Below are 25,035 nucleotides of genomic sequence, written 5' to 3' on the forward strand. Positions count from 1 at the left end.
AGTTCTGCGAAAAATCAATCAAACCGCTTTCTGATTCAGGCTCTCACATGCTGCGGGCATGTAATGGTTTCAAGGCATGGGCAGGTCGTCGCCTGTAATTTTATATTATGAATTCGATATATAATTCATGAATTCAGAACGGAATATTATTTTTTTATTTTGCATGGCGCGGCCGGAACCGCCTGCATCCTGCCCCGTTGATCTGTTCACAGCGTGCAGTTTCAGGATTGCTTCCCACGACTGGCCCAACGGGCCAGGGGAAAAACAAGGATCCCCATGTGCCGCTGTAATCTGGAAAGCCGGGAAAGGTGAACGATCATGGTTTATCGCATCGATCCGCACGAACACACCAGTATCATCACAATAACCCATGCCAACGTCCGTGGTGACGGGTGATCCGCGCACAATCCCGGCCATTTCATCAATAATCCCGAAAAGGCTGTAGCTGCCGGGCATGAAGGTGGCCGGCATGGCCATGCCCGGTGGTATGAAAAAACCCTGAACATGACAGGTACAGCCTCCACGGGTTCCGCTTTCCCGCATGCGGACAGTCAGGCTGGCCCGACCTGCTGATGCGGTTGGCAGCCATCTTGTGTGTCCGCCATGAACGCTTGGTCCGTGGAAAAACGGGGCAGGGGCCATTTTCCGTCCGCCGCGATGATGGCCTGCCCGCATGGAACATGCCCGTTCCGAAATATCTGGAGTAAGCCAAATGAAAAAAAGCACAATACTGATGCTGGGGGTGGCTGTATGCCTGTCCACGCCCGCCATGGCGCAGTCCATACCGGAAAAGACAGGGATCAATTCCCTGATGGGTGTCGCACCGCACACGGAAGATTTTGTCAAGATCGCGACGATCAGTGACATGTTTGAAATCCAGTCCAGTGAACTGGCGTTGCACAGCAAGGATACCGCCCTGACGGAATTCGCGACACGAATGATCGCGGACCACAAGAAGACATCCGCCGCCCTGCAGGATCTGCTTCATAGTGGCAGCGTGCAGATACAGCAGCCTACCGCACTGGATGAAACCCATCAGGACGAACTGGACAAGCTCAAGACCCTGCATGGACGTGATTTCGCCCTGCAGTACAGAAGTGACCAGGTATCAGCGCATGAAGATGCCGTGTCCCTGTTCCGGCGTTATTCTGAAAATGGTGAAAATGCCAGCCTGAAGACATGGGCGGCCAATACCCTGCCAACACTTGAAAACCACCTGCAGGCGGCAAGGTCGCTGCCGCAATAGGCGACGGGACGCCGTGGTTCCGTCCTGCTGTTTTTTTCGAAATGATCTACCCTGCCGGGTGCAACTTTCCACAATGCATGCTGTTGAAGCCGGATATCCGGTAAAGGATGGTTCCAATGAAGTATTCATCAAATGGAAATCCGCGGGACGGACGTGCCCCTGTCGATCCCACTCATGCGCCGCCATTCACGACGCCCGAGCAGAAACGGCATGGTTTTATTGTCGGCTGCATGGTCGTATTCTTCGTTACGCTGATCGCGATGGTCTGCTGGTTCTTCCCGCAGATCCCGCTTCCCAGATTCTGACATGCCACCATGAATACGAAAACACGCATGCCCTGAATGCCGGTCCGATATGGGCCGGTATTCGTTTCGGGGGCTGTTTGAAAAAAGGCAGCATCCAGATTTTCAACAGGTCTGCCCTGCAGCGTGCTGACCGCACGCCCGGTCTCGAACACATCCATCCCGCCAGGATTATGCCACAGCCCCGGCGATATGGGGGCAGGGAATGTGTCCTGCCATTGCGGTCTTGCGCATGCGCGACTATGGGCGGGACGCCGCGCCATCCACCGCCACGGGCGGGAACGTGAGTGTGCCGGCCGGTCCCGTGGCGCTGCTTCATGCAACTGCCCCGTTCAGGGGGCGTTGGCGGCAGGCCACGTCATGACGGGTGCCTGCCGCCAGCGCACTGGTCCCAGCAGGAATGTAGCGCCATGGGCGATATGACGCCATCATGCAATACCGATGATGAGCAGGCAGTGACCGATCTGGCGCTTGACCTGCACTGGACATGGAATCACGCCACCGACCGGCTGTGGCGCCAGCTTGCGCCTGATATATGGGACCACACGCATAATGCGTGGACCGTGTTGCTCAACACGCCGCGCAGTCACCTGCGCAGCCTGCTGGCGACACCGGATTTTCGTGACATGCTGGCGCAACTGGTGCAGGCCCATGCCGACAGCCAGAAAAAACCGTCATGGTTCACGCAGGCCAGCACCATGACCCCGTCACCGACCATTGCCTATTTCAGCATGGAATACATGCTTGATGAGGCCCTGCCCATCTATTCCGGGGGATTGGGCAATGTGGCGGGGGACCAGCTGAAGGCCGCCAGCGATCTTGGCGTGCCGGTGGTGGCGGTGGGGCTGCTGTATGCGCAGGGGTATTTCCGGCAGGGTTTTTCCCCGACCGGGCAGCAGGAAGCCCTGTATCCCATTAACGATCCCGCCCAGCTGCCGCTGACACCGGTATGCGATGGCAATGGTGACCGGTTGCGCGTACCCTTCCGCATTGCCACGGGCCAGGTCTGGCTGCGGGCGTGGCGGGCGCGGGTGGGGCGTACGGCGCTTTACCTGCTGGACACCAATGATCCCGACAATCCCCCGGACATCCGCTGTATCACAACACAGCTTTATGGTGGGGATGATACCCTGCGCCTGCGTCAGGAACTGGTGCTGGGCATAGGGGGATGGCGGTTGCTGCGTGTGATGGGGCTGCGGCCCGATGTCTGCCACCTGAATGAAGGCCATGCCGCTTTTGCCGCGCTTGAACGCGCATGCGGCCTGATGGAGGATCTGGGCATTTCCTTCGCCCATGCCCTGACCATCGCCCGCGCGGGTACGATCTTTACCACCCATACTGCAGTCCCCGCAGGATTTGACCGCTTTGCCCCCGAACTGGTGCGGCGGCACCTGGATTTTTATGCCCGCCATGACCTCCGCACCGATATTGCCGAGATCCTTGCGCTGGGACATGATGAGGGCGCATCCCCCGATACCCCCTTCAACATGGCCTGGCTGGCGCTGCGTGTCAGTGGCGCGGTCAATGCCGTCAGCCGCCTGCATGAACAGGTCAGCCGCAGCCTGTTCAACCCGCTGTTCCCCCGCTGGCCACAGGTCCAGGTGCCGGTATCCCATGTCACCAATGGCGTGCATGTGCCGACATGGGACAGTGCCGCCGCCGACGCGTTGTGGACCAGTGCCGCAGGCAAGGACCGCTGGCTTGGCACGCTGGAGGACGTGGAACATGGCATCCGTGCCATGCCCGCCCATGACCTGTGGCACAGCCGCATGCAGGCCCGTGCGGCGCTGGTCGGGTTCATTGCGAACCAGCACGGCGCGCGTTCATGTTTCGCGGGCGGACAGCATGATTGCGGCATGCCGCCGCCACAATTTGATCCCGCTGCCCTGACCATCGGTTTCGCCCGCCGCTTTGCCGCCTACAAACGCCCCGACCTGCTTTTGCATGATCCCGGCAGGCTGGCCCGTATCCTGACCAGTACGGACCGCCCGGTGCAACTGGTGATCGCGGGCAAGGCGCATCCACGCGACATGGCGGGTCAGGCCCTGATTGCACGGTGGATGGATTTCATCCGGCGGCCTGACCTGCACGGGCGGGCAACCTTTCTGGTGGATTATGACATGTCCATCGCCCGACGGCTGGTGGAGGGGGTGGACCTGTGGGTCAATACACCCCTGCGCCCGTGGGAAGCGTGCGGCACCAGCGGTATGAAGGTGCTTGTCAATGGTGGCCTGAACGTGTCGGAACCCGACGGGTGGTGGGCCGAAGCAGGGGCACCGGATGTTGGCTGGGTCATTGGGGATGGCGCGGATCATGGCGAAGGCCCCGCGCGTGACGCTTATGATGCGGATTGCCTGTACACCCTGCTGGAAAACGAAATCGTCCCCCTGTTCCATCAGCGTGACGGGGCGGGCATTCCGCAGGGATGGGTTGCGATGATGCGTGAAAGCATGGCCCGGCTGACCACGCGTTTTTCGGCCAATCGGGCGGTCCGTGATTACACGCGGCGGTTCTACCTGCCCGCTGCCGCCGCCTGCCGCGCGCGTCTGGCTGACGGTGGGGTGAAGGCGGCCGAACTTGGGCGCTGGCGGCAGGCGCTGGCGGCGGGGTGGCATGAAATACGCTTTGGCGCGCTACTGGCCACGCGCGTGGCGGACCGCTGGCGCATCAGTGTTGATGTGTATCTGGGGGCGATTGCGCCGGACATGGTGCAGGTGCAGCTTTATGCCGATGTGACGGCCGGGCCCCCGGTCATCGTGCTGATGACACCGGCGGCGGGCGGGGCGGATGGGCAACTGACCTACAGCGCGGAAGTGGATGCAGCGCGTCGTGCCGCGGATTATACGCCACGGGTCGTGGGCTTTCATCCCGATGCCGCCATTCCGCTGGAAGCAGCGTTCATTACCTGGCAGAAATAGGCGCGGCCCCCGCGCGGAGAAATAATAACGGCAGGACTATATTCAGTGGTGCCGTCACATAATTGCCATTTTCATTATATTCCGGACCTCTGAACAATATTCGGAAGTAATGGCCTGCCCCCCGCGATCACATAACCGTGTTGGTGAGACCATGCAGTCCATGGCCCGTTAACTGCCTAGAACCAGAAAATATGACCGGTTTTTCCCCCTGCAAGGAAACAGGCCGATGGTCCGTGCGGTTACCACCTTCTTTTCCCCGATCCGGCTGCTGTCTGTCACGGCGGAGATGTTTCCCTTCGTCAAGACCGGGGGCCTGGGTGACGTGGCGGGTTCGCTGCCTGTCGCCCTGGCCCCGTATGGTGTCATGGTCACGACGCTGTTGCCGGGATACCCCGCCGTCATGGCGGCGGCGCGTGAACGGCGGCTGGTCGCCCATGTGGACAGCCTGCTGGGACACGCGGTTACGTTATGGTCCGCAACTGTCGCGGGGCTGGACCTGCTGATCGTTGACGCACCTGAACTGTTTGACCGTCCGGGCAACCCCTATATGTGCCCTGATGGGCAGGACTGGCCTGATAACGGTATCCGTTTCGCGGTCCTGTCGCGCATGGCCGCCGATATCGCGCAGGGCCGCATCGACCGGTACCGCCCCGATATCGTGCAGGCGCATGACTGGCAGGCGGGGCTGACGGCTGCCTATCTGCACCATGACAGCATTGCATTGGGAACGCCCCGCACGCCGGTGGTCCAGACCATCCATAACCTTGCATTCCAGGGACGTTTTCCCGCCACCTGCCTGGCGCAGTTCGGCCTGCCGCCCGAAGCGTTCTCGATCGAAGGGTGCGAATGCTATGGCGCGATCAGCTTCCTCAAGGCCGGGCTGTATCATGCCGACCGCATCACCACCGTTTCCCCCAGCTATGCGCAGGAAATCCAGACGCCCGAAGGCGGCATGGGGCTGGATGGCCTGCTGCGCCATCGCAGCGACAGGCTGGAAGGGATCCTGAACGGGATCAACACCGACATATGGAACCACGCCAGTGATCCGGCAGTACACTTTCCCTACGGGGTGGGGGACATGACCGGGCGTGCGTTCAACAAGCGCGACCTGCAATCGGAATTCGGCCTGTGGGCGGACCCCAATGCCTTCGTGATCGGTATTGTCAGCCGCCTGACCGCGCAGAAGGGCATCGACCTGCTGGCCGATGTGATGGCCCGGCTGCTGGTGGGCAATACCCAGATCATCGTGGTGGGGGAAGGGGACCGGGATATTGAACGCAGCCTTGTCGCCCTGCAACGGCAGTTCCCCGGACGGTTCGCGTGCCGTATCGGATATAGCGAAGTCCTGGGCCACCGCGTGCCGGCGGCCGTGGACGCGCTGCTTATTCCCTCGCGCTTCGAACCCTGCGGGCTGACCCAGCTTGGTGCGCTGCGTTACGGGGCCATACCGATCGCATCGCGCGTGGGGGGCCTTGCGGACACCATTGTGGATGCCAACCCCGCCGCACTGGCGCGTGGCGGCGCAACGGGGTTCCTGTTCGCGCCCGTGGATGGGGAAACGCTTGTCGCGGGCGTCAACCGCGCGCGCACGCTGTATCGCCGCAACCGGCAGGCCTGGCGCCAGCTTCAGTACAATGGTGCGGCGTATGACGTGTCATGGAATGACAAGGCCGGACATTACGTCACGCTGTTTGCCGAGGTGCTGGGCGTGGACCTGTCGGCGCCCGCGGTGTCCAACGTGATCAGCCTGTCCGGTGGGGCGGATATGGGCATGCGCCTGCGTGAAGGGCGCAGGCGGACCATTGCCCGGCGGCCCCCGCGCCTGTCCCGCCCGCTTGCCGCGCCGTAGCTGGCGCGCGGCCATACCTGTTCGACGGCGTCATTACATTTAAAGACAATAATAAAGGCCACGGCATGAGGATCAGGCATGATGCAGCCCACTATTCCCTTCCCGAAGGCGTTGATGACCTGGTGCATGGACGCAGCCCCGACCCGTTTTCCATCCTTGGCCGCCATAACATGGGCAAGGTCGATGTCATCCGTGTTCTGTACCACGACGCGGCCCGCGTGCGGCTGGTGGTCGAACGTCCCCGCGCGGGGATGATGGAACGACCCATGCGACGCATGGGGGATTCCGGGCTGCATGTTGGCACGATTCCGGCGGGCGCACGCTATCACCTGAAAATCCAGTGGGCCGACGCGGTGGAGGAAACGGACGATCCCTACGCCTTCGGCCTGCTGGTGACGGACGCGGACCTGCGCCTGTTTTCCGAAGGGCGGCATCCGCACCTCGACCGCGTCATGGGCGCGCAGCCCATGGTGGTGGACGGGACGGCGGGCGTGCGCTTTGCCGTGTGGGCCCCCAATGCGCGGCGGGTTTCGGTTATCGGGGATTTCAATTTCTGGGATGGCAGGCGTCACCCCATGCGCCTGCGCCATGGCGCGGGGGTGTGGGAACTGTTCATTCCCGGTCTTGGTCCCGGTGAGCGGTACAAATTCGAGATCATGACGCGCGAGGGCCATATCCTGCCGCAGAAGGCCGACCCCTTCGCCCGTTTTGCCGAACGTCCCCCCGCCACCGCGTCCGTCATTGCCTCCCCCGCGCCCTTTGCGTGGCAGGACCATGAATGGATGGAACAGCGCGCGGGCAGGCAGCGCGAGGATGCGCCCGTTACCATATACGAACTGCATGTTCCCTCCTGGCGCAGGCCGCAGGGCGATCCCGACCGCATCATGACATGGCGTGAACTGGCGGCGGAACTGATCCCGTATGTAGTGGAGGCGGGCTTTACCCACGTCGAACTCATGCCCGTGATGGAATACCCGTTTGGCGGGTCATGGGGATACCAGCCGCTGGGCCTGTTCGCCCCGTCCGCGCGGCACGGGACGCCAGCGGATTTCGCGGCCTTTGTCGATGCCTGCCACCGTGCGGGCCTTGGCGTGATACTGGACTGGGTGCCCGCCCATTTTCCCAATGATGTCCATGGCCTGGTCAATTTCGACGGCTGCGCGCTGTATGAACACCAGGACCCGCGCGAAGGGGTGCACCGTGACTGGAACACCCATATCTACAACCTTGGCCGGCATGAAGTGCGCGGCTTCCTGATCGCCAGCGCGCTGATGTGGCTGGAACGCTTCCATATCGACGGCCTGCGGGTCGATGCGGTGGCGTCCATGCTGTACCGTGACTACAGCCGCCGGGACGGGGAGTGGATACCCAACATACATGGCGGACGCGAAAACCTGGAGGCCGTGGCCTTCCTGCGGCAACTGAATCAGGCCGTGCATGACACTATTCCCGACGCCATTACGGTGGCGGAGGAATCAACCGCGTGGCCCGGCGTCACCCGACCGGTGGAACAGGGCGGGCTGGGATTTTCATACAAATGGAACATGGGCTGGATGCATGACAGCCTGCGGTTCTTTGGCCGCGACCCGTTATGGCGGGGCTATCACCTGCCAGAAATCCTGTTCGGGCTGCATTATGCCTTCAGCGAGCGGTTCATCCTGTGCCTGTCGCATGACGAGGTCACGCACGGCAAGGGATCGCTGCTGTCGCGCATGCCCGGCGACAACTGGCAACGCCACGCCAACATGCGGCTGTTCCTGGCCTTCATGTGGGCGCATCCGGGCAAGAAGCTGGTTTTCATGGGCATGGAATTCGCGCAGGAAGGCGAGTGGTCGCATGATGGCCAGCCCGAATGGCATATCCTGCCCGATCCGTTCAAGTCCGGCATGCTGCGGCTTGTGACCGATCTCAACCACATGTACCGCACGTTGCCCGCCCTGCATGCGCGGGACTGCGACCCCGCGGGCTTTGCGTGGGTCATTGGCGATGACACGGCCAATACGGTCCTTGCATGGCTGCGCTTCGCCCCCGGCCATGTGCCGGTTCTTGTCGTGCTCAACATGACGCCGGTGGTGCGCCATGACTACCGCGTGGGCGTGCCGGTGGGTGGATCGTGGCGCGAATGCCTCAATTCCGACGCCACCGCATATGGCGGCAGCGGGGTGGGCAACGGGGGTTACGCCATGGCGACGGATCAGGCGGCCCATGGGCATCCGTGTTCGTGCGTCCTGACGCTGCCGCCGCTGGCGGCCCTTTACCTTCATCCGGCGGGAGACGGGTCATGATGCGTTTTCCGTCCACGCTCCTGCCCGGAACGCCCGCGCGCCTTGGCGCGCACTGGGATGGCATGGGGATCAATTTCGCGGTGTTTTCCGCCAATGCGCAGCAGGTTGACCTGTGCCTGTTCGATCCGCGCGACCGGCGCGAGATCGCACGTTTCCACCTGCCTGAATACACCGATGAAGTCTGGCACGGCTACCTGCCGGATGCGGAGCCGGGGCTGCTGTACGGCTTTCGCGCCTTCGGGCCGTATGACCCGGTCAACGGGCACAGGTTCAATCCCCACAAGCTGCTGATCGACCCGTATGCCCGTCGCCTGACCGGCCAGATTTCATGGTCGGACATGCAGTTTGGCTACCGGCTGCATTCACCGCGCGCCGACCTGTCGTTCGACCGGCGCGACAGCGCGCCCTACATGCCGCGCTGCGTGGTGGAAAACGATGCCTATGAATGGGAAGACGATGTCCTGCCCCGCGTGCCATGGGACCGCACCGTCATCATGGAAGCCCACGTAAAGGGGTTGACCATGCGCCGGGAAATGGAACGAAACCCGCAGCCCGGCACGTTCCAGGCGCTTGGCGCGGCGGAAATGATCGCGCACCTGCACAGGCTGGGCGTCACCACCATCGAACTGCTGCCCATCCAGTGCTTCGCGCCCGAACGCTACCTGCTGGAACGGGGGCTGACCAATTACTGGGGCTACAACACGCTGGCGTTTTTCGTGCCGCATGCGGGCTACCTCGCCAACGGTTCGCCGCATGAACTGCGTGCCGCGGTCCGCAGGCTGCACAAGGCGGGGATCGAGGTGGTGATGGACGTGGTCTACAACCACACCTGCGAAGGCAGTGAACTGGGGCCAACCCTGTGTTACCGGGGGCTGGACAACGCCACCTATTACCGCCTTGTGCCGGGGAATGAACGGCACCTGATAAACGATACCGGGTGCGGCAATACGCTTAACCTGTCGCATCCGCGTGTGTTGCAGATGGTGCTGGATTCCCTGCGCTACTGGGCGAACGAATTCCATATCGACGGCTTCCGCTTCGATCTTGCGCCGGTGCTGGGGCGCGAACCGTACGGCTTTGACCCCGGATCGGGTTTTTTCGATGCGATCATACAGGATCCCGTCCTGTCTGAACGCAAGCTGATTGCCGAACCGTGGGATCCGGGTCCGGGTGGGTACCAGTTTGGCAATTTCCCCCCCGGCTTTGCCGAATGGAATGACCGGTTCCGCGACACCACGCGCCGCTTCTGGCGGGGGGACGCGATGCAGCAGGGCGAAATGGCGGCCCGGATCGCCGGGTCGGGCGACCTGCTGGACAAGCGGGGGCGCAGGCCATGGAGTTCGATCAACATCCTGACCACCCATGACGGGTTCACGCTGGAAGACGTGGTCATCTACGCCGGACGGCATAACGAGGCCAACAAGGAAAACGGGCAGGACGGCCACGCCGAAAACTACAGCGCCAACTGGGGCGTGGAGGGACCAAGCGACGATCCCGCCATACTGGACCTGCGTGGCCGCGTGCAGCGCGCCATGATGGCGACCCTCATGCTGTCCCATGGCACGCCCATGCTGCTGGCGGGTGACGAATTCAACCAGACGCAGAACGGCAACAACAATGCCTACTGTCAGGACAACGACATAAGCTGGCTGGACTGGAGCCGTGCGGACACACCTGCGGGGCAGGTCATGACCGAGTTCGTGGCCCGGCTTGTGGCGCTGCGCCGGGCGCATCCCTCGCTGCGGGCGACGCGTTACATGCATGGGCGGCATCATCCACTGCCCGACCTGCCCGATATCGGCTGGTTCCGCCGCGACGGTTCCCCCATGGGACAGGAACAGTGGGGTGAGGAAGCCTTCCACCTGCTGGGCGTGCGGCGCGCCAGCATGGAGGCGGACATCGTGGACATTACCTACATGCTGCTCAATCCCGGCGGGAATGACATTCACGCCACCCTGCCGGGACCGGCGGGACGGTGGACGCTGCTGCTGGACACCACCCGGCCCGAACAGGCGGAAACGGCGCTGGATGAGGCGGCGCATGATGTCGTCGTGCCCGCGCATGGCCTGGTGCTGCTGTCGGTTACGCCCGATGCGGGGGACGCGTCATGAACCGGTATTTCCAGCACCCCCGCCACGCCGGGGCCACGGTGGTGGACGGTGGGCATACGCGTTTCCGCCTGTGGGCGCCGTCATGCGATACGGTGGCGCTGGAGGTGGAAGGCCATGCCCCGATGCCGATGTCACGGCGCAAGGGGGGATGGTACGAATGCGTTTTTCCCTGCGGTCCCGGCGCGCGCTACCGCTACCGTGTCGCCCCGGACCTTGCGGTGCCTGATCCCGCGTCGTGCTACCAGCCCGACGATGTGCATGGGCCGAGCATGGTGGTCGATCCCGGCGCCTATGACTGGCAATATCCACGCTGGTCCGGGCGGCCTTGGCATGATGTGGTGATATATGAACTGCATGTGGGGCTGATGGGCGGGTACGAAGGCGTGGCGCGCGAACTGCCCCGCATTGCGGCCCTTGGGGTCACCGCCATCGAACTCATGCCCCTGTCGGAAATACCGGGCGGACGCAACTGGGGATATGACGGTGTGTTCCCCTATGCCCCGGAATCCGCCTATGGCCATCCCGATGACCTCAAGGCGCTGATCGACGCGGCGCACGGGCTTGGGCTTATGGTGTTTCTTGACGTGGTCTACAACCATTTCGGGCCGGACGGGAATTACCTGGCGGGCTATGCCGCCCCCTTTTTTCGTGCCGACCTGCCCACGCCATGGGGGGCGGCCATTGATTTCCGGCAGGCCGCCGTGCGGACATTTTTTGAAGATAACGCGCTGTACTGGCTGATGGAATTCCGTTTTGACGGATTGCGGCTGGATGCGGTGCAGGCCATTGCCGAACGTGACTGGCTGCGTGAACTGCCCGCGCGTATCCGTACCCGCACCGAACCGGGGCGGCATGTGCATCTGATCGTGGAAAACGAAAATAACGACGCGGGCCTGCTGCGCGCGGGCTATCGCGCCCAGTGGAATGACGATGCCCATAACGCCCTGCATGTGATGCTGACGGGGGAGGATGAGGGGTATTACGCCAACTTTACCCCCGATCCCGCAGCCGCCCTGGCGCGCGTGCTGGCGGAAGGCTTCGCCTTTCAGGGCGAAATCTCGCCCGTCACCCACAGGCCGCGTGGCAGCCCGAGTGGCGACCTGCCGTCCGACCGGTTCATCATCTTCCTGCAGAACCATGACCAGATCGGCAATCGGGCGCTGGGTGAACGGCTGGGCGTCCTGGCCCCGGAACCGGCATTGCGCGCGGCCTACGGGCTTGTACTGCTGTGTCCGCAGATCCCAATGCTGTTCATGGGGGAGGAATGGGGATCACGCCAGCCCTTCCTGTTCTTCACCAGCCATACGCCCGGCCTGGGCCGGATCGTGCGCGACGGGCGGCGCAGGGAATTCGCGGCATTTTCACATTTTGCGTCAGAGAAGATGCGTGACACCATTCCCGACCCCAACGCGCCGGAGACCTTCGCCGCCTCCTGTCTGAACGATGCGGAACGCGACGCGCCGGACCATGTGGCGTGGACCGCCTTCATCCATCACCTGCTGACGCTGCGCCGTCGCTGGATCATGCCCCGCCTGACCGGCGCGCACGCCATCGGGGCGCAGGTGATCGGGCCAAGGGCAGTGGTGGCACGGTGGCGCATGGGCGATGGCACGGTGCTGGGCATCGCGCTCAATCTGGGAGATGTCCCCGTTGCCATGCCCGATGCGCCACGGGGACAGCGGGTGTATATCCTGCCCATGTCGGAAACCGACGGGATTTCAGGCGTTCTGCCTGCCTGTTCCGTCATGGCCTGCCTTGCCGAGGTGTCCGATGAATAACCGCGACCTTGTCGATCGCGCCCGCCATGCCGGGCTGAGCATGCGCTGGCGTGACGCGGCGGGGCAGATCCACCGCGTCTCCAACGAAAGCGTGCGCCGCCTGCTGGCGGTGCTGGAGGGGCATGGCGGTCCCGCCGCCGCCGGACTGCCGCCCATGGTGGTGACGATGGTGGGGCAGGTCACCCCGCTGGTCCTGCCTGAAAATACACAGGCCGCCGATTTCCGCATCGAGATGGAAACCGGGGAAGTGATGGAGGGACCGCTGCGCCGCATACGGGGACGGCCCGCGCTGCCACCATTGCGGGTATGCGGTTATCATCGCGTGTCCATCGGGCCGCATGCCACGACCCTCGCGGTGGCCCCGCAGGCCTGCCCGACTGTTGGCGCGCGGATGGATGGGGCGGGATCCGGCCGGCCATGGGGGCTGGGCGCGCAGGTCTACAGCCTGCGCACGCCCGGTGATGGGGGCATGGGCCATCTTGGCGCGGTGGCGACGCTTGCGCGCCTTGCGGCGGCGCGGGGGGCGGATGCGCTGGCCATAAGTCCGGTCCATGCCATGTTTGCCGCACGCGTGGGGCAGTACAGCCCGTATTCGCCATCCACGCGCCTGTTCCTCAATGTGCTGCTGGCGGACCCGCTGGCGGTATTCGATACCGCGACGGTGCAGGCGGCGGCACTGCGGAACGGCAAGGCCTATGTCGATACGGTCAGGATGCTGGAAGATGCGCCCCTGATCGACTGGCCACAGGCCGCCACCCGGCGTTACGAACTGCTGCGGCGGCTATATGATGAACGGATCGTGCCCAATCCCCCTGCGGAGCTTGCGCAGTTCCGGACGATACATGGCGCGGCACTGGAACAGCACGCCGTGTTTGAAACCCTACATGCCTATTTCACCACCCGGGGCGGGCGTGGCGGGGACTGGCGGCAGTGGCCACTGGCGATGCGCCGCCCCGACAGCCCGGAAGTGGCGCGTTTTGCCTACGAATTCGCCCATGACGTCAGCTTTCATGTGTTCGTGCAGTGGCTGGCCGCCAGAAGCATGGAACAGGCATGCGGTGCCGCCCGCGCGGCGGGCATGCGCATTGGCCTGGTTGCCGACATGGCGGTGGGTGTTGACCCCACCGGCAGCGAATGCTGGGCGCGCCAGCAGGAATTCCTGGTGGGGGCGTCCATCGGCGCGCCGCCCGATGCGCTGAGCCCGGTGGGGCAGGACTGGGGGCTGACCACCTTTTCCCCCGCCGGGCTGCAGGTGGGCGGATACCGCGCCTTTATCGACACGGTGCGCGCGGGGCTGGCGCATGGGGGCGGGCTGCGCATCGACCATGTCATGGCGCTGGAACGGCTATGGATCATACCGCAGGGCGGCACGTCGGCCGAAGGGGCGTACCTGTCCTTTCCCGTGCGTGACCTCATGCGGCTTGTCGCGCTGGAGGCGGCGCGCGCCAATGCCATCGTGATTGGCGAGGATCTGGGCACCGTCACCGCCTCCTTCCGGGCCGTGGCGCAGAAACACGGGATCATGGGGATGAACGTGCTGTTTTTCGAACGCACGCCACAGGGTGCGTTCAAGCCGCCGGGGGCATGGTCAACCAATGCGACCGCCATGACCACCACGCATGACCTGCCCACCGTGGCGGGCTGGTGGCAGGGGACCGATATCGACTGGCGCGTGAAACTGGGGCAGATGGCGCCGGGCGTGGATGGTGTCACCCTGAATGACGAGCGCGAGAACGACCGCACCGCGCTGTGGGCGGCGATGATGGCGCAACGTGACGCGCCAACGCCCGCTGCCCGGACCATGCGCAGGAAGTCGCCCGCGACAAAACCGCCCGCCACCGCCGATGGCGCCGCAAAGGTCGTGGATGAAGCCATAGGCTTCGTCGCCCGCGCGTCATGCCCGCTGGCGGTCATTCCGGTGGAAGACCTGCTGGGCCTGAATGAACAGCCCAACCTGCCCGGCACCACGACCGGCCACCCCAACTGGCGCAGGCGGTATCCGGGCATGACCGCGACCCTTCTGTCCGGCGTGGCGGCGCGCCGGCGTTTCGGGCGCCTGCGGGCGGGACGGTCGTCATGAACAGCCGCCACGGCGCGCCATCCGTGCGGGCGACGTATCGCCTGCAGTTCCGCGGCGGCATGACGCTGGATGGCGCGACGGCCCTTGTGCCGCAGCTTGCGCGGCTGGGCATAAGCCATCTCTATGCCTCGCCACTGTTTGCCGCCACGCCCGGTTCTACGCATGGCTATGACACGATCAGTTATGACCGGATCGATCCCGCGCTGGGGGACGAGGCGGCGCTGATTCGGCTGGCCGCGCGGCTGCATGCCCATGGCATGGGACTGATCCTGGATATCGTGCCCAACCACATGGCGGCGGACGCGCGCAACCCGTGGTGGATGGATGTGCTGACATGGGGGCAGGCGTCGCTGCGCGCCAACTGGTTCGACATCGACTGGGACGTGCCGGACCCCGATCTGCACGGGCGTGTCGTGCTGCCTTTCCTTGACCGTCCGTTTGATGAAGCGCTGGCGGCAGGCATGCTGGCGCTGCGCCATGATGGGGAAAGCGGGTTGTTTTTCATCCAGCACCATGACCATCGCTTTCCGCTCCGTCCCTGCGGGTATGCTGCCCTTCTGGCGGCGGTCGATGCGCCGGGGGAACTGCTTGCGGCCTTTACCACCGTGGCCATGCGCGCCGGACCGGGGCGGGAGGCTGATGCGGCGCTGGACAGGCTGCGGCAATGGGCGGCGACCGACGCGGGAAGGGGGGCCATGGCCCGTATCGCCACGCTTCATGATGGCGCCAGCCTGTCGGGCCGCGCACGCCTGATGGACGTGCTGGCGGGGCAGGCCTGGCAACTGGCATGGTGGCGCGATGGGGCGTCCCGCCTGAACTGGCGGCGGTTTTTTGATATTACCGGCCTTGTCAGCCTGTGCGTCGAACGTGAAGAAGTGTTCGACGCAGTGCATGATTATGTTCTGTCCCTGTACCGGCGCGGGCTGGTTGATGGCCTGCGGGTGGATCATATCGACGGGCTGGGCGCACCCGCCATCTACTGCCAGCGCCTGCGCGCCCGGCTGGATGCCCAGACACCCGACCGGCCCGGGGACGTGCTGCCTGGCGGGGCGGTGTATGTTGAAAAAATCCTGATTGCGGGGGAAGAACTGCCCGCCGCGTGGCCGGTTGACGGCACTACCGGCTATGACTTCATGGACCAGGTATCAGCCGTGCTGCATGACCCCGACGGGGCCGGAGTGCTGGACCGGCTATGGGCCGGGTGTGGTCCCGATGCCCGCCCCCTTGGCCCGATCGTGCGGGCGGCGCGCACTTATCTGCTGGAGCATGTCTTTCGCGCGGAATTCGGCCATCTGGCCACGCTGCTGCGCCGTTGCCTGCCTGATGAGGACGGGTCATGGGCGGGACAGGACATCCGGCCCGTGCTGGCATGCCTGCTGCTGCATTTTCGTCCTTACCGCACCTATTTTGGGGATGAGGCGGTGCAGGACCATGCGGCGGACCGCCTGATGCTGGATGCGGCGGAAACGGCAGCATGCCAGACCATGACCGGGGAGCAGGCCATGGTGGCGGCGGACATCACGCGCCTGCTGTCGGCCCGTCCCGAACAGGCGCCGCCCCCTGTCGTGCGCCGGATGCAGCTGGCATCTGAACACCTGACCGCGCCACTGGCCGCCAAATCCCTGGAGGATACGGCCTTCTACCGTTACGGCCGCCTGCTGTCGCGCAACGAAGTGGGATCGGACCCTGCAGTACTGGGCCTGACGGTTGCGGCCTTCCACGCCTGTTGCCTGTCCCGTCAGGCGCGGTTTCCCCATGCGATGCTGGCGAGTGCGACCCACGACCACAAGCGCGGGGAGGATGCCCGTGCCCGCCTTGCGGTACTGAGCGCCATGCCCGAGGAATGGGAACGGCAGGTACATGACTGGTTCGCCCATAACGGGGCGGCGGGCAGGCACGGCCCCGACCGTATCGATGAACTGATGCTGTACCAGACGCTGGTGGGGGCGTGGCCGCTGGAACCGTTTGCGAATGAGGCCGAACGGCTGCATTTCCGCAGGCGCATCCGGCAATGGCAGACCAAGGCCCTGCGTGAAGCCAAGCGCCACAGCGGCTGGATCAGTCCCGATACGGCGTATGAGGACGCCTGCGCCAGTTTTGTGGACCGCCTGCTTGATCCCATTGTCTGTGCATCCTTCCTGCAGCAGATGGCGGGATTTGTGGACCGCATCGCCCCGGCGGGTGCGCTAAACGGCCTTGCGCAGACGCTTCTGCGCCTGACCGCACCGGGGGTGCCGGACCTGTATCAGGGGTGTGAGTTGTGGGATTTCAGCCTTGTCGATCCCGATAACCGCGCCCCGGTCAATTTTGATTACCGTGCCGGACTGCTGGAACACGCCACCAGTTTTGCGGCAGCCGCGGCTGACTGGCGCACGGGACGGGTCAAGCAGGACATGATCCGCCGCATCCTGGCGTTCCGCCAGAATTATCCCGACCTGTTCACATCTGGAACCTATGAACCGGTAGGGATCAGGGGACGGGACCGCGCCCATGCCATTGCCTTCCTGCGGCGGCATGGGGGGGATCAGCCTGCTGGTCGTTGCATCCCGCCTGCCACAGGCGTTGGGGGTGCGGGCCACGGACCTGTCGGTGGGGCGCGATGTTGACCTTGCGCTTGAACTGCCGCGCCTGCATGGGCCGTGGCACAGCCTGCTGGGGGATGTGCCACGGCAGGTGACGCATCCGTTCATGCGCGGGCAGGTGCCGCTGGCCTGTCTTGTTCACCACGCGGCGGGGGAATAACGCGGCAGCTTGGCCATGCCGGTGAGGGCGGATCTTGCGTCCGGGCGGGAATTTTGTATCCTGTTATGTTTCAGATGCTTGTGCGATGGCACGGGCACGGACAGATACAAAAGGCTGGAACTTGACCGGTTTTGACGACAACCAGAAAATCAGGCGTTCTGGCCTGAAACGCAGGGACCTGTTTGCCGGTTCCCTGGCTTTTGGCACCCTTGGCGCGCGCGGCATGTGGAATTCCGTGCCCGCCGCCGCAGCCGCCCTGCAGCGCACCGCTGTCGGTGGCACCGTGCCCCGGCTGGTGCCCATGCGCGCCCATGCCGACCAGATCACCGATATCAAGGTCTGCCTGCGCCCGTTCCGTCCCGCCGGTCCCCGGCTGGATGTCGAACGCGTGGGTGACAAGGTGGTCATCCATAATTATGGCCATGGCGGCAGTGGCTGGTCCCTGTCATGGGGATCGGCCGATATCGCGGTGGGCAAGGCGGCGTCGCTGTCGCCGCGGCGGATCGCGGTGGTGGGCTGTGGCGTGATCGGCCTGACATCGGCGCTGAGCGCGCAGCGCGCGGGCTTTGATGTTACCATCTATACCCGCGACATGCTGCCCCATACCCGTTCCGTTCGGGCCAATGGCAGCTGGACGCCGGATTCACGCATCGCGCTGACCGCCCCCGCCGGGCCGCAGTTTGCCGAGGTGTGGGAACAGATGGCCCGTTATTCATGGAAAACCTATCGCGACTATCTTGGCCTGCCGGGCAACCCGATTGATTTCCGTGACAACTACACGTTATCGGACACGCCGTTTGAAGAAGGCCCCGAACCCGAGGGCCGCACGGGACCGGGGGATTACGCATCGACCGGAATGCCGCGCGCGACCAGCGAATTCGCGACGTATGGCGACCGGATCAGGGACATCATTCCCGCACCCGAACTGCTGGCCAGTCAGGATAATCCCTTTCCCGTCGCATACGCGCAGCGTGCGCCGATGATGATGTTCAATTTCGGCGCGTACGGGCATCTGCTGCTGTCGGAATTCTATCAGGCGGGCGGCAAGGTCGTGATCCGTGAATTCCATACGCCAGCTGACATGAAATCCATAGCGGAACCCGTCATCATCAACTGTCCAGGCTATGCCGCGCGGGATCTGTGGGGGGACAGGACCCTTATTCCCGTGCGCGGGCAAACGACATGGCTGCCGCCCCAGCCGGATGTCACGTACGGCGTGGAATACAAGGGGGCGGCAGCCCTGTCCAAAAGTGACGGGCTGATGATCCAGGCTGTTGACCTGAATAATGTTGGCGAAATGGAAGGGGTCGGCAACAGCTTCGAGCATGCTGACCGCGCTGAATCTGAAAAGGCGATTGCGGTGTTTGAAAACCTGTTTGCACGCTTTCCCGCGGGGCGTGGCTGATGCGCGGGCGGGGCCATGCCTGCCGCGCGGGCCTTGGGGCCGGGCTCTTGCTGGCGCTGGTGCATATGGGCGCACCGGCCAGCGCGGCGCCGGCACGGACCGTATCCTACTACACCACGGAACAGGCCCAGCGGGGGGAGGGTGCGTACCAGCAGTTCTGCGCGGTCTGCCACGGCGCCAGCCTTGCGGGGGCGTTTGACGTGCCGCCGCTGAAGGGCCGGTTCGTCACCAACTGGTCCGGCGCCACGCTGGATCGGCTGTTTGACTATATTTCCAAGGCCATGCCGCTGTTTTCCCCCGGTGCGCTGACACCGGCGCAGAATGCCGACCTGGTTGCGTTCATTCTGCGTGAAAATGGCGTGCCTGCGGGTAAGGTGGACCTGCCGGCCACGGATGCCGCGCTGAAAACCATGATGTTTCCCGTCATTTCCGCTGACAGGGTGAAATAACCCGGGCATCCCGCCACGTGTGTGCATGGGACGTGGCGGGATGATTTGTTTAGAGATTGTTTTGAAAGCGGCTTGCCCAGAAACGTTCTTCTTTTCAAACGGTCCCTTACTTCGGATCACAGTGTGGGGAGAAAATGTAATCTTCCCGAACTTATGCTAATATCTGGCGTTGGGTGCGTGTGGCAGGCTGCTACAGCGTTCCCACATACCTCGTGACAGTTCCAGTACCCACCATGCAGATGCAGGGAGATGGACATGACGAAGTCAGATTACACCGTGAATAATCAGGAACTTGAGACACGGGCAATCAGCCTGTGGAACAAGCAGCATCCCGACCGCCCATGGCGGCGGCTAAGTAACCTGCACCGCTATCGCCGGTCCACGCACGCGCTGCAGGGCATCCCGGCCTTTCCGGAAGAACAGGCGCAGTTCCGGTTTCTTGCATCGCATGGCATGGGCCTTTCACAAGGCAAAAACTGCATGTAATCCCGTGGCGCGGGCAGGGGGCATGTCCGCATGCGCCTGCCGGCCATAGTGGATCGTGACGATACGGGTGGGGGCAGTCATGCACCCACCCATTTTTTATATGGTCAGTGCAGGGCGGACGGACTGCGCAGGGTCTGGTGATTGGTGGACATGCCAGGGTGGTCCGGGCTTTTGTTGCCTGCGGGCTGCTTGGTCAGGGGCTGATCGGGCTGCTGTTGCTGCCGGGCCGGATCGACCTGTTCCGGCAGTGGTTCCGTCTTGCGGGAATAAGGTTGTGCCCGTTCGATCGAGGACGGCGAATTGCCGCCTGGCTGGCTGACATTCCTGTCCTGCGGGTGCTGCTGGGCCATGGCGGCCGGAACGGTGGCCAGCGGCAGGCATAGCATGAGTATTGCAGGAAAATATCGCATCGCGTCATGTCCCTGAAGATCTCTGGAGGGAGGAGCGAAAAACCGTCATCCTCCCCCGCTTTCCTGTCGATAGCGTGCAGGCATATGAACAGTTCCGGACCGCAGGCTGTTTTATTGTCATTTTTACTGCCTGGCGTCTTTACGCCATTCCGTCCCGTACTGAAATAATTTGAAACTTCAATGAAGGTGGAATGTTATAACTCGGATCACGGTGTTCAGGCGCAACGCAGGGCCGATCAAGTACATGCCAGTGCCTATATGAAATGCGCATGACGGAAGTGTGCATGTTTGTACGGTCATGACGCATATGGTGAAAAGGGAGTGCGCACATGCCGAAGGGACATTCTACCCAGGCGGACTTTTTTGATTCCGATTTCTGTCAGCATAAGAATTTCTGGCAGAAACGTAAGGTTTCCGTCCTGACTGACATGCTGTTTGATATCCACAACACGAAATTCGCCAGGCAGGTCAGGCGTATTGCGACACGTCACCCGATCCGCAAGGTGCTTGTCACATCCGTACAGGTTCCCAGACGCGGCAGGAAGCTTGATAAAGTATTCAGCCGGTTCATGAATACACGGCACACCGTTGACTTTGCCCCGGTCCGCATGGCACGTGGCCGCGGCAAGTTCAGTAACATCAATACAGCCCTGTCGAAGGTCAATCTGCCTGATTACGACTGGGTCGTGGTCACGGATGATGATGTGAACCTGCCCCCGCGGTTTCTGGACATGTTCATTCCACTATGTGAAATCATGGACCTGAAGATATCACAGCCCGCGCATCGGTATCATTCCTATACATCCTTTACTTTCAATTACAGGAAATGGAACAGCATTGGCCGTGTAACACGGTATGTGGAAGATGGCCCCGTTACGGCATTCCACCGGGACGCCATGGCTTACCTGTTTCCTTTTCCCGAATTGCGCTGGGCATGGGCGACCGATATCGCATTCTGTGATGAAGCCCGCAGGAATCACCACAATGTCGGTATTGTCGATTATACGGCCATTGAACATCTCAAGCCCGCCGGGCATGATTATCCCGTAAGGGAAGCCACGGCCGAGGCCCGTGCCTTCCTGTCGCGCCGGTCATTGCAGCCTGACCGGCAGGACCTGTTCCGTGATACGGAAATACTTCGCCATATCGGCAACGGATGCCTGACATATGACGTCATGATGTAAGGGGGGCATATCCCTGCATTGCCGGTCAATGCTGGCCGTTTTCATGAATTCCCTTTATGGCAATCCGCACGGGATGACCATGTCGCAATGGCATCCGCAGTTTTCGTGAAGGATTGACCATGCCCCCATTGCATGATGATGCCCTGTCCCCGGCCGAGCAGGCGCAACTGGGCATGCATATCTGGCACAATGCCTTTTGCGCTGCCCTGCTGGATATGGATGCGGCGCAGCGCAGGACCCTGCTGGCCCGGCTGGAACGGCTGGGGCAGACAATAGAGCGCGGCAAGCATACGCCCAGCCGCGTCAATACTCCCGCCGCGCGCGATCATGCCCTGAACCTGGTCCGGCAGGCCGTGAGGGAGGCTGAAAACCACATCCCCCCGCTGCGCGTACCCGAATGGTGTCGGGATGTCCCTGATTGTGACTGATCGTGCATAAGCGTCTTTTCCTTGTTGCTGATTGTCTGCGGGCTGCAACTGGACCAGTTTGACATTGTAATCATGATGGAAAAGAGGATTTGACGTGATTGACCATGATCTGCAGGGGGTGATGCTGCGCCGCATGGCCGCCAACGGGGGGACGGCCAATCTGGCGCCCGATCACGATGCAGATGCCGAACGCTGCGCCCGGAACCTGCTTGATCTGGAATTGCAGGGACTGAGCAAGGGGGGCGTCAGCATTACCCCGGATGGATTGCGGATTACGGGGGACAGCACCCTGACCAATGCAGGACGTGCATATCTGGACCGTCCGGACGATATGCATGTGGTGCTGGATGGTCCCGACACCGTAAAGGCCCTGCATCAGCGTATTGCAGGCGATCCCGATCTGTCGGACACGGAACGGCATGACCTTGCCCGTTCGCTTGACGGCATGCACCCGCTGACGTTGAAAGCCTTTGGTCAGGAACTGCTGGAACGCGCGGTATCACACTGGTCGGATACGGTATCACTGTTGAAAAAACACGCGGCCCCCAGGGACAAGCCGTAAGCGCGGCCGTCCTTCATGCTGACCCGCGCATGGAATTATTTATTCCAAAAGCAAATATAAGAAAAAATGTATGAAAAATTAAAACATAAGTCTTATTTCAATAAAAATTAAGCATGACAAATCAAAGTCGATTGCCACAAGTAAATTGCAAAAAGGTAGACGGTTTCTTGCATATCAGGTCGGCTTCCCTGTCTCTGCGCTTTTACAGCCATCTCTGCAATAACGCAGGATGATTGCCTGAAATGGGAAAATATCGTGTCGTGTATACATGGCAGGTATTCATGATCAGGCAGCCGGGATGGAAGGGGAACAATGCGGCACTTAACCGATACTTGCCAACGGGGCGGCAAAGGCCGTTTCCTGCCGGGGTTCTGGCGGGTTGCCGTTCTGGGGTTTGTCGCAATGTGCCTGCTGGCCATGCCGGGGCATGGCCGTGCCGCCGATACGGATGCAACGCAGGGCATGAGCCGTGAACAGGCGCAGCAGGTGCTGGCCGTCATGAACGACCCGGCAAAACGGGCTGAATTCACCAATACCCTGTCGGCTATCGCATCCCGGCTTCCTTCCGCCCCCGCCGCCCCTGCCGCCGCCCCCAAACCTGCCGCGGATGCCCTGTCGGTTGAACCCGATACGCTGGGCAGTGACCTGGTGCAGGACATGGGAAGCCTGCGTGGCCGCCTGATCGTGCAGGCCCAGCATTTTGTCGCCCTGTTTGGCGACCTGGTGTTTGTGGCGCACTGGACCCACACCATTTTTGCCGATCCGCAATCGCGGATGATCCTGTTTGACGCCATGGGGCGGGCGACCCTGATCCTGCTGCTGGCGCTGGCGGCGGAACATGGTTTTTCCCTGCTGCTGCGCAAGCCGCTGCTCAAGGTCACCGAACGGGCGGTCGCGACCGAACGCCGCCTGAACCTGCCCGACGCCACGGCCGCCCCGGCGGCAGCGCCCGCGACCGGGGCGACGACACAGGACAAGGATGACGCGCAGGTCCAGCAGGGCGACATGCAGGCCCAGCACGCAACACTGCGCCTGCTGGCCCGTGTGCCGTATTCACTCATGCATCTGCTGATCAAGCTGTTGCCGGTGGCGCTGTTTTTCGCGCTTGGAACCTGTTTTGCCTATCTGCTGACCACCACGCATCAGGCCATGCTGGTCACGCTTACGCTTACGAATGCCTATGTGGTCGCCCGCGTGGTCTATCTGCTGATGGAAACGCTGTTCGTGCCGCATTCGCCCGCCATCCGGCTGTGCAGCGCCAGCGACCAGACGGCCTTCATGGTCACGCACTGGCTCAACTTCCTTGTCGCGGCACCGTCGGTCGTGGTCTGCCTGTCCACGCTGGGCGGCGTGTTTGACATGCCCGCGCGCGGGACGGAGGCAATCATCCGTTCCGTCGTGCTGATCGAACACGTGCTGGTCGCCATTTTCACGTGGCGGGTCCGCATGCATGTCGCACTGGCCCTGCAACCGCCGGCGCGTCTGCGCACGCAGCCATTCTGGATGTTCCTGGGGCGGCTGGTCTACCTGTGGTGGGTGCCGGCCATGTTCTTCAACTTTGCATTGTGGCTGATCTGGGCAACCCATATCCAGGGTGGCTATGCGTGGATTATCCGCACCGTCATCCTGACAACAGCTGTCGTGATCCTGTCGCGGGTGCTGTCGGTCCTGATCTTCAACCTGCAGAACCGGCTGTTCCATGTCTCCCCCGCGATGGAGGCGCGTTATCCGGGCCTGCAGGCGCGCGTGAACTATTATTACCCGGTTTCGCGCAAGATCCTGTCGTTCCTCATGTTCTTCGCATCCGCCACGCTGTTCCTTCAGGCGCTCGGGTTGCCTGCCATCCACTTCCTGCTGCATGGCAGGCTGGGGCCAAAAATCATTGGCGCGATGCTGTCCGTCCTGGTTGCCTACACGGTCGCCATCATCATATGGGAAGCCGCCAACGCCGCCCTGCAGGGACAGATCGCCCGCTTCGAGAATTCATCCCAGACCGGTCGGGCCAGCAGGCTGCGCACGGTCCTGCCCATTATCAAGACCGTGCTGCTGGCGCTGATCATCATCATCGTGGCGGTCACCACGCTGTCGCAGATCGGGATCAATGTCGCCCCGCTGCTGACCGGTGCGGGCATCATGGGTGCGGCCATCGCCTTTGGCGCGCAGAGCCTGGTCAAGGATTTCATCACAGGCTTCTTCATGCTGGTGGAAAACGCCATTCAGGTGGGCGACTGGGTAACCGCCGGTGGCGTGTCCGGTACGGTCGAACACCTGTCGATCCGGACCCTGCGGCTGCGTTCGGTCAATGGCGACCTGCATATCATCCCGTTTTCGGAAGTATCGTCCATCGCCAATACATCGCGTGATTATAACCTGGTCGTAGTAGATTTCATGATCGACCTCAGTCAGGACACGAAGCAGCTTTGCGCCATCCTGCATGAGGAACTGGAGATCATGCGCAAGACGCCCCGTTACGGGCATCTCATCATGTCCGAATTCGCTTTCCTTGGTATTGAGCAGGCGGATGGGAATGGCGCGCGTTTCCTTGGTTCCGTCCGCACTGCGCCGGGGTCCAAATGGAAGGTATACCGTGAATATTACAGCCGTCTGGCCGTGCGCATGAATAATGAAGGCATCAAGTTCCCGGTCCCCAGCTTCCTCAACCTGCTGGACAACGGCCCGGGGGCAGATGGCCTGAAGGTAACGGCGACCGTTCCCCCCGCGACAGGGCCACACGCGCCACAGGCCTGATCCCTGCAGGAAAGTTTCAGGGAATGCCGCCTTTCCGGAAAAAGGCAGCATC

At 62.6% G+C, this 25,035-nt stretch carries 19 protein-coding genes; 17 read left to right on the plus strand and 2 right to left on the minus strand.

Annotation, left to right across the window (positions count from 1 at the left end):
- Positions 1–105 precede the first annotated feature (105 nt).
- The gene (locus GEU01_RS10855) at positions 106–471 is read right to left on the minus strand and encodes a hypothetical protein (protein ID WP_152927714.1); all 366 of its coding nucleotides are present in this window, start codon (positions 469–471) and stop codon (positions 106–108) included.
- Positions 472–712: 241 nt separating this feature from the next.
- On the opposite strand from GEU01_RS10855, the gene GEU01_RS10865 reads away from it, so the two are divergent.
- The 13 genes from GEU01_RS10865 (at position 713) to GEU01_RS10925 (ending at position 19,651) form a co-directional block, all read left to right on the plus strand.
- Positions 713–1,246, plus strand: coding sequence for a DUF4142 domain-containing protein (locus GEU01_RS10865; RefSeq protein WP_019086103.1), 534 nt, complete (start codon positions 713–715; stop codon positions 1,244–1,246).
- A 116-nt stretch (positions 1,247–1,362) separates the two neighbouring features.
- Positions 1,363–1,551 (plus strand): hypothetical protein, encoded by a 189-nt coding sequence (locus tag GEU01_RS26265; protein WP_196795931.1) that lies wholly within the window; start codon positions 1,363–1,365, stop codon positions 1,549–1,551.
- Between the two features lie 407 nt (positions 1,552–1,958).
- Complete coding sequence (gene glgP, locus GEU01_RS10880; RefSeq protein ID WP_019086106.1) at positions 1,959–4,466, plus strand: alpha-glucan family phosphorylase; 2,508 nt, start codon at positions 1,959–1,961, stop codon at positions 4,464–4,466.
- A 226-nt stretch (positions 4,467–4,692) separates the two neighbouring features.
- Positions 4,693–6,315, plus strand: coding sequence for a glycogen synthase GlgA (gene glgA, locus GEU01_RS10885; RefSeq protein WP_019086107.1), 1,623 nt, complete (start codon positions 4,693–4,695; stop codon positions 6,313–6,315).
- Positions 6,316–6,380: 65 nt separating this feature from the next.
- Positions 6,381–8,600, plus strand: a complete 2,220-nt coding sequence (glgB, locus tag GEU01_RS10890; RefSeq protein ID WP_019086108.1) for a 1,4-alpha-glucan branching protein GlgB — start codon at positions 6,381–6,383, stop codon at positions 8,598–8,600.
- A complete protein-coding gene (gene glgX / locus GEU01_RS10895; RefSeq protein ID WP_019086109.1) occupies positions 8,597–10,711 on the plus strand; it encodes a glycogen debranching protein GlgX in 2,115 nt (704 codons plus the stop codon). Before glgB ends, glgX begins: the two co-directional genes overlap by 4 nt.
- The gene (gene treZ / locus GEU01_RS10900) at positions 10,708–12,489 is read left to right on the plus strand and encodes a malto-oligosyltrehalose trehalohydrolase (RefSeq protein WP_019086110.1); all 1,782 of its coding nucleotides are present in this window, start codon (positions 10,708–10,710) and stop codon (positions 12,487–12,489) included. The genes glgX and treZ overlap by 4 nt, the downstream gene beginning before the upstream one ends.
- Entirely contained in the window at positions 12,482–14,569 is a 2,088-nt protein-coding gene (malQ, locus tag GEU01_RS10905; RefSeq protein WP_019086111.1) for a 4-alpha-glucanotransferase, read from the plus strand. Before treZ ends, malQ begins: the two co-directional genes overlap by 8 nt.
- Positions 14,566–17,175, plus strand: a complete 2,610-nt coding sequence (gene treY / locus GEU01_RS22630) for a malto-oligosyltrehalose synthase (protein ID WP_232272501.1) — start codon at positions 14,566–14,568, stop codon at positions 17,173–17,175. Before malQ ends, treY begins: the two co-directional genes overlap by 4 nt.
- Positions 17,159–17,311, plus strand: coding sequence for a hypothetical protein (locus tag GEU01_RS26810; protein ID WP_232272502.1), 153 nt, complete (start codon positions 17,159–17,161; stop codon positions 17,309–17,311). Before treY ends, GEU01_RS26810 begins: the two co-directional genes overlap by 17 nt.
- A 163-nt stretch (positions 17,312–17,474) precedes the next feature.
- Positions 17,475–18,716 carry an FAD-dependent oxidoreductase gene (locus GEU01_RS10915; RefSeq protein ID WP_026018668.1) on the plus strand — a complete coding sequence of 414 codons (1,242 nt, stop codon included), beginning with the start codon at positions 17,475–17,477 and terminating at the stop codon, positions 18,714–18,716.
- A complete protein-coding gene (locus GEU01_RS10920) occupies positions 18,716–19,165 on the plus strand; it encodes a c-type cytochrome (RefSeq protein WP_019086113.1) in 450 nt (149 codons plus the stop codon). Before GEU01_RS10915 ends, GEU01_RS10920 begins: the two co-directional genes overlap by 1 nt.
- A gap of 255 nt (positions 19,166–19,420) precedes the next feature.
- Complete coding sequence (locus tag GEU01_RS10925) at positions 19,421–19,651, plus strand: hypothetical protein (RefSeq protein ID WP_231289887.1); 231 nt, start codon at positions 19,421–19,423, stop codon at positions 19,649–19,651.
- A gap of 104 nt (positions 19,652–19,755) precedes the next feature.
- Here GEU01_RS10925 and GEU01_RS10930 read toward each other — a convergent pair whose 3' ends face one another.
- Complete coding sequence (locus GEU01_RS10930; protein WP_010508472.1) at positions 19,756–20,061, minus strand: hypothetical protein; 306 nt, start codon at positions 20,059–20,061, stop codon at positions 19,756–19,758.
- A gap of 329 nt (positions 20,062–20,390) precedes the next feature.
- On the opposite strand from GEU01_RS10930, the gene GEU01_RS10935 reads away from it, so the two are divergent.
- The 4 genes from GEU01_RS10935 to GEU01_RS10955 all read left to right on the plus strand — a co-directional run bounded on the left by GEU01_RS10935 (position 20,391) and on the right by GEU01_RS10955 (position 24,983).
- On the plus strand, positions 20,391–21,245 hold the full coding sequence (locus GEU01_RS10935) for a glycosyltransferase (RefSeq protein ID WP_010508473.1): 855 nt from the start codon (positions 20,391–20,393) through the stop codon (positions 21,243–21,245).
- Positions 21,246–21,364: 119 nt separating this feature from the next.
- Positions 21,365–21,673 carry a hypothetical protein gene (locus GEU01_RS10945; RefSeq protein WP_026018669.1) on the plus strand — a complete coding sequence of 103 codons (309 nt, stop codon included), beginning with the start codon at positions 21,365–21,367 and terminating at the stop codon, positions 21,671–21,673.
- A gap of 94 nt (positions 21,674–21,767) precedes the next feature.
- Positions 21,768–22,235 carry a hypothetical protein gene (locus tag GEU01_RS10950; RefSeq protein WP_019086116.1) on the plus strand — a complete coding sequence of 156 codons (468 nt, stop codon included), beginning with the start codon at positions 21,768–21,770 and terminating at the stop codon, positions 22,233–22,235.
- 402 nt (positions 22,236–22,637) lie between these two features.
- Positions 22,638–24,983 carry a mechanosensitive ion channel family protein gene (locus tag GEU01_RS10955; RefSeq protein ID WP_019086117.1) on the plus strand — a complete coding sequence of 782 codons (2,346 nt, stop codon included), beginning with the start codon at positions 22,638–22,640 and terminating at the stop codon, positions 24,981–24,983.
- The last annotated feature ends 52 nt before the right edge of the window (positions 24,984–25,035 follow it).

The organism is Komagataeibacter europaeus LMG 18890 (genome assembly GCF_000285295.1).
In the GTDB taxonomy this organism is placed as follows: domain Bacteria; phylum Pseudomonadota; class Alphaproteobacteria; order Acetobacterales; family Acetobacteraceae; genus Komagataeibacter; species Komagataeibacter europaeus.

Bases quoted from the DNA above. Each gene is read 5' to 3' on its own strand.
- GEU01_RS10855 (WP_152927714.1), bottom strand. From the start codon at position 471: ATGCCGGCCACCTTCATGCCCGGCAGCTACAGCCTTTTCGGGATTATT.
- GEU01_RS10865 (WP_019086103.1), top strand. From the start codon at position 713: ATGAAAAAAAGCACAATACTGATGCTGGGGGTGGCTGTATGCCTGTCC.
- GEU01_RS26265 (WP_196795931.1), top strand. From the start codon at position 1,363: ATGAAGTATTCATCAAATGGAAATCCGCGGGACGGACGTGCCCCTGTC.
- glgP (WP_019086106.1), top strand. From the start codon at position 1,959: ATGGGCGATATGACGCCATCATGCAATACCGATGATGAGCAGGCAGTG.
- glgA (WP_019086107.1), top strand. From the start codon at position 4,693: ATGGTCCGTGCGGTTACCACCTTCTTTTCCCCGATCCGGCTGCTGTCT.
- glgB (WP_019086108.1), top strand. From the start codon at position 6,381: ATGAGGATCAGGCATGATGCAGCCCACTATTCCCTTCCCGAAGGCGTT.
- glgX (WP_019086109.1), top strand. From the start codon at position 8,597: ATGATGCGTTTTCCGTCCACGCTCCTGCCCGGAACGCCCGCGCGCCTT.
- treZ (WP_019086110.1), top strand. From the start codon at position 10,708: ATGAACCGGTATTTCCAGCACCCCCGCCACGCCGGGGCCACGGTGGTG.
- malQ (WP_019086111.1), top strand. From the start codon at position 12,482: ATGAATAACCGCGACCTTGTCGATCGCGCCCGCCATGCCGGGCTGAGC.
- treY (WP_232272501.1), top strand. From the start codon at position 14,566: ATGAACAGCCGCCACGGCGCGCCATCCGTGCGGGCGACGTATCGCCTG.
- GEU01_RS10920 (WP_019086113.1), top strand. From the start codon at position 18,716: ATGCGCGGGCGGGGCCATGCCTGCCGCGCGGGCCTTGGGGCCGGGCTC.
- GEU01_RS10925 (WP_231289887.1), top strand. From the start codon at position 19,421: ATGACGAAGTCAGATTACACCGTGAATAATCAGGAACTTGAGACACGG.
- GEU01_RS10930 (WP_010508472.1), bottom strand. From the start codon at position 20,061: ATGCGATATTTTCCTGCAATACTCATGCTATGCCTGCCGCTGGCCACC.
- GEU01_RS10935 (WP_010508473.1), top strand. From the start codon at position 20,391: ATGCCGAAGGGACATTCTACCCAGGCGGACTTTTTTGATTCCGATTTC.
- GEU01_RS10945 (WP_026018669.1), top strand. From the start codon at position 21,365: ATGCCCCCATTGCATGATGATGCCCTGTCCCCGGCCGAGCAGGCGCAA.
- GEU01_RS10955 (WP_019086117.1), top strand. From the start codon at position 22,638: ATGTGCCTGCTGGCCATGCCGGGGCATGGCCGTGCCGCCGATACGGAT.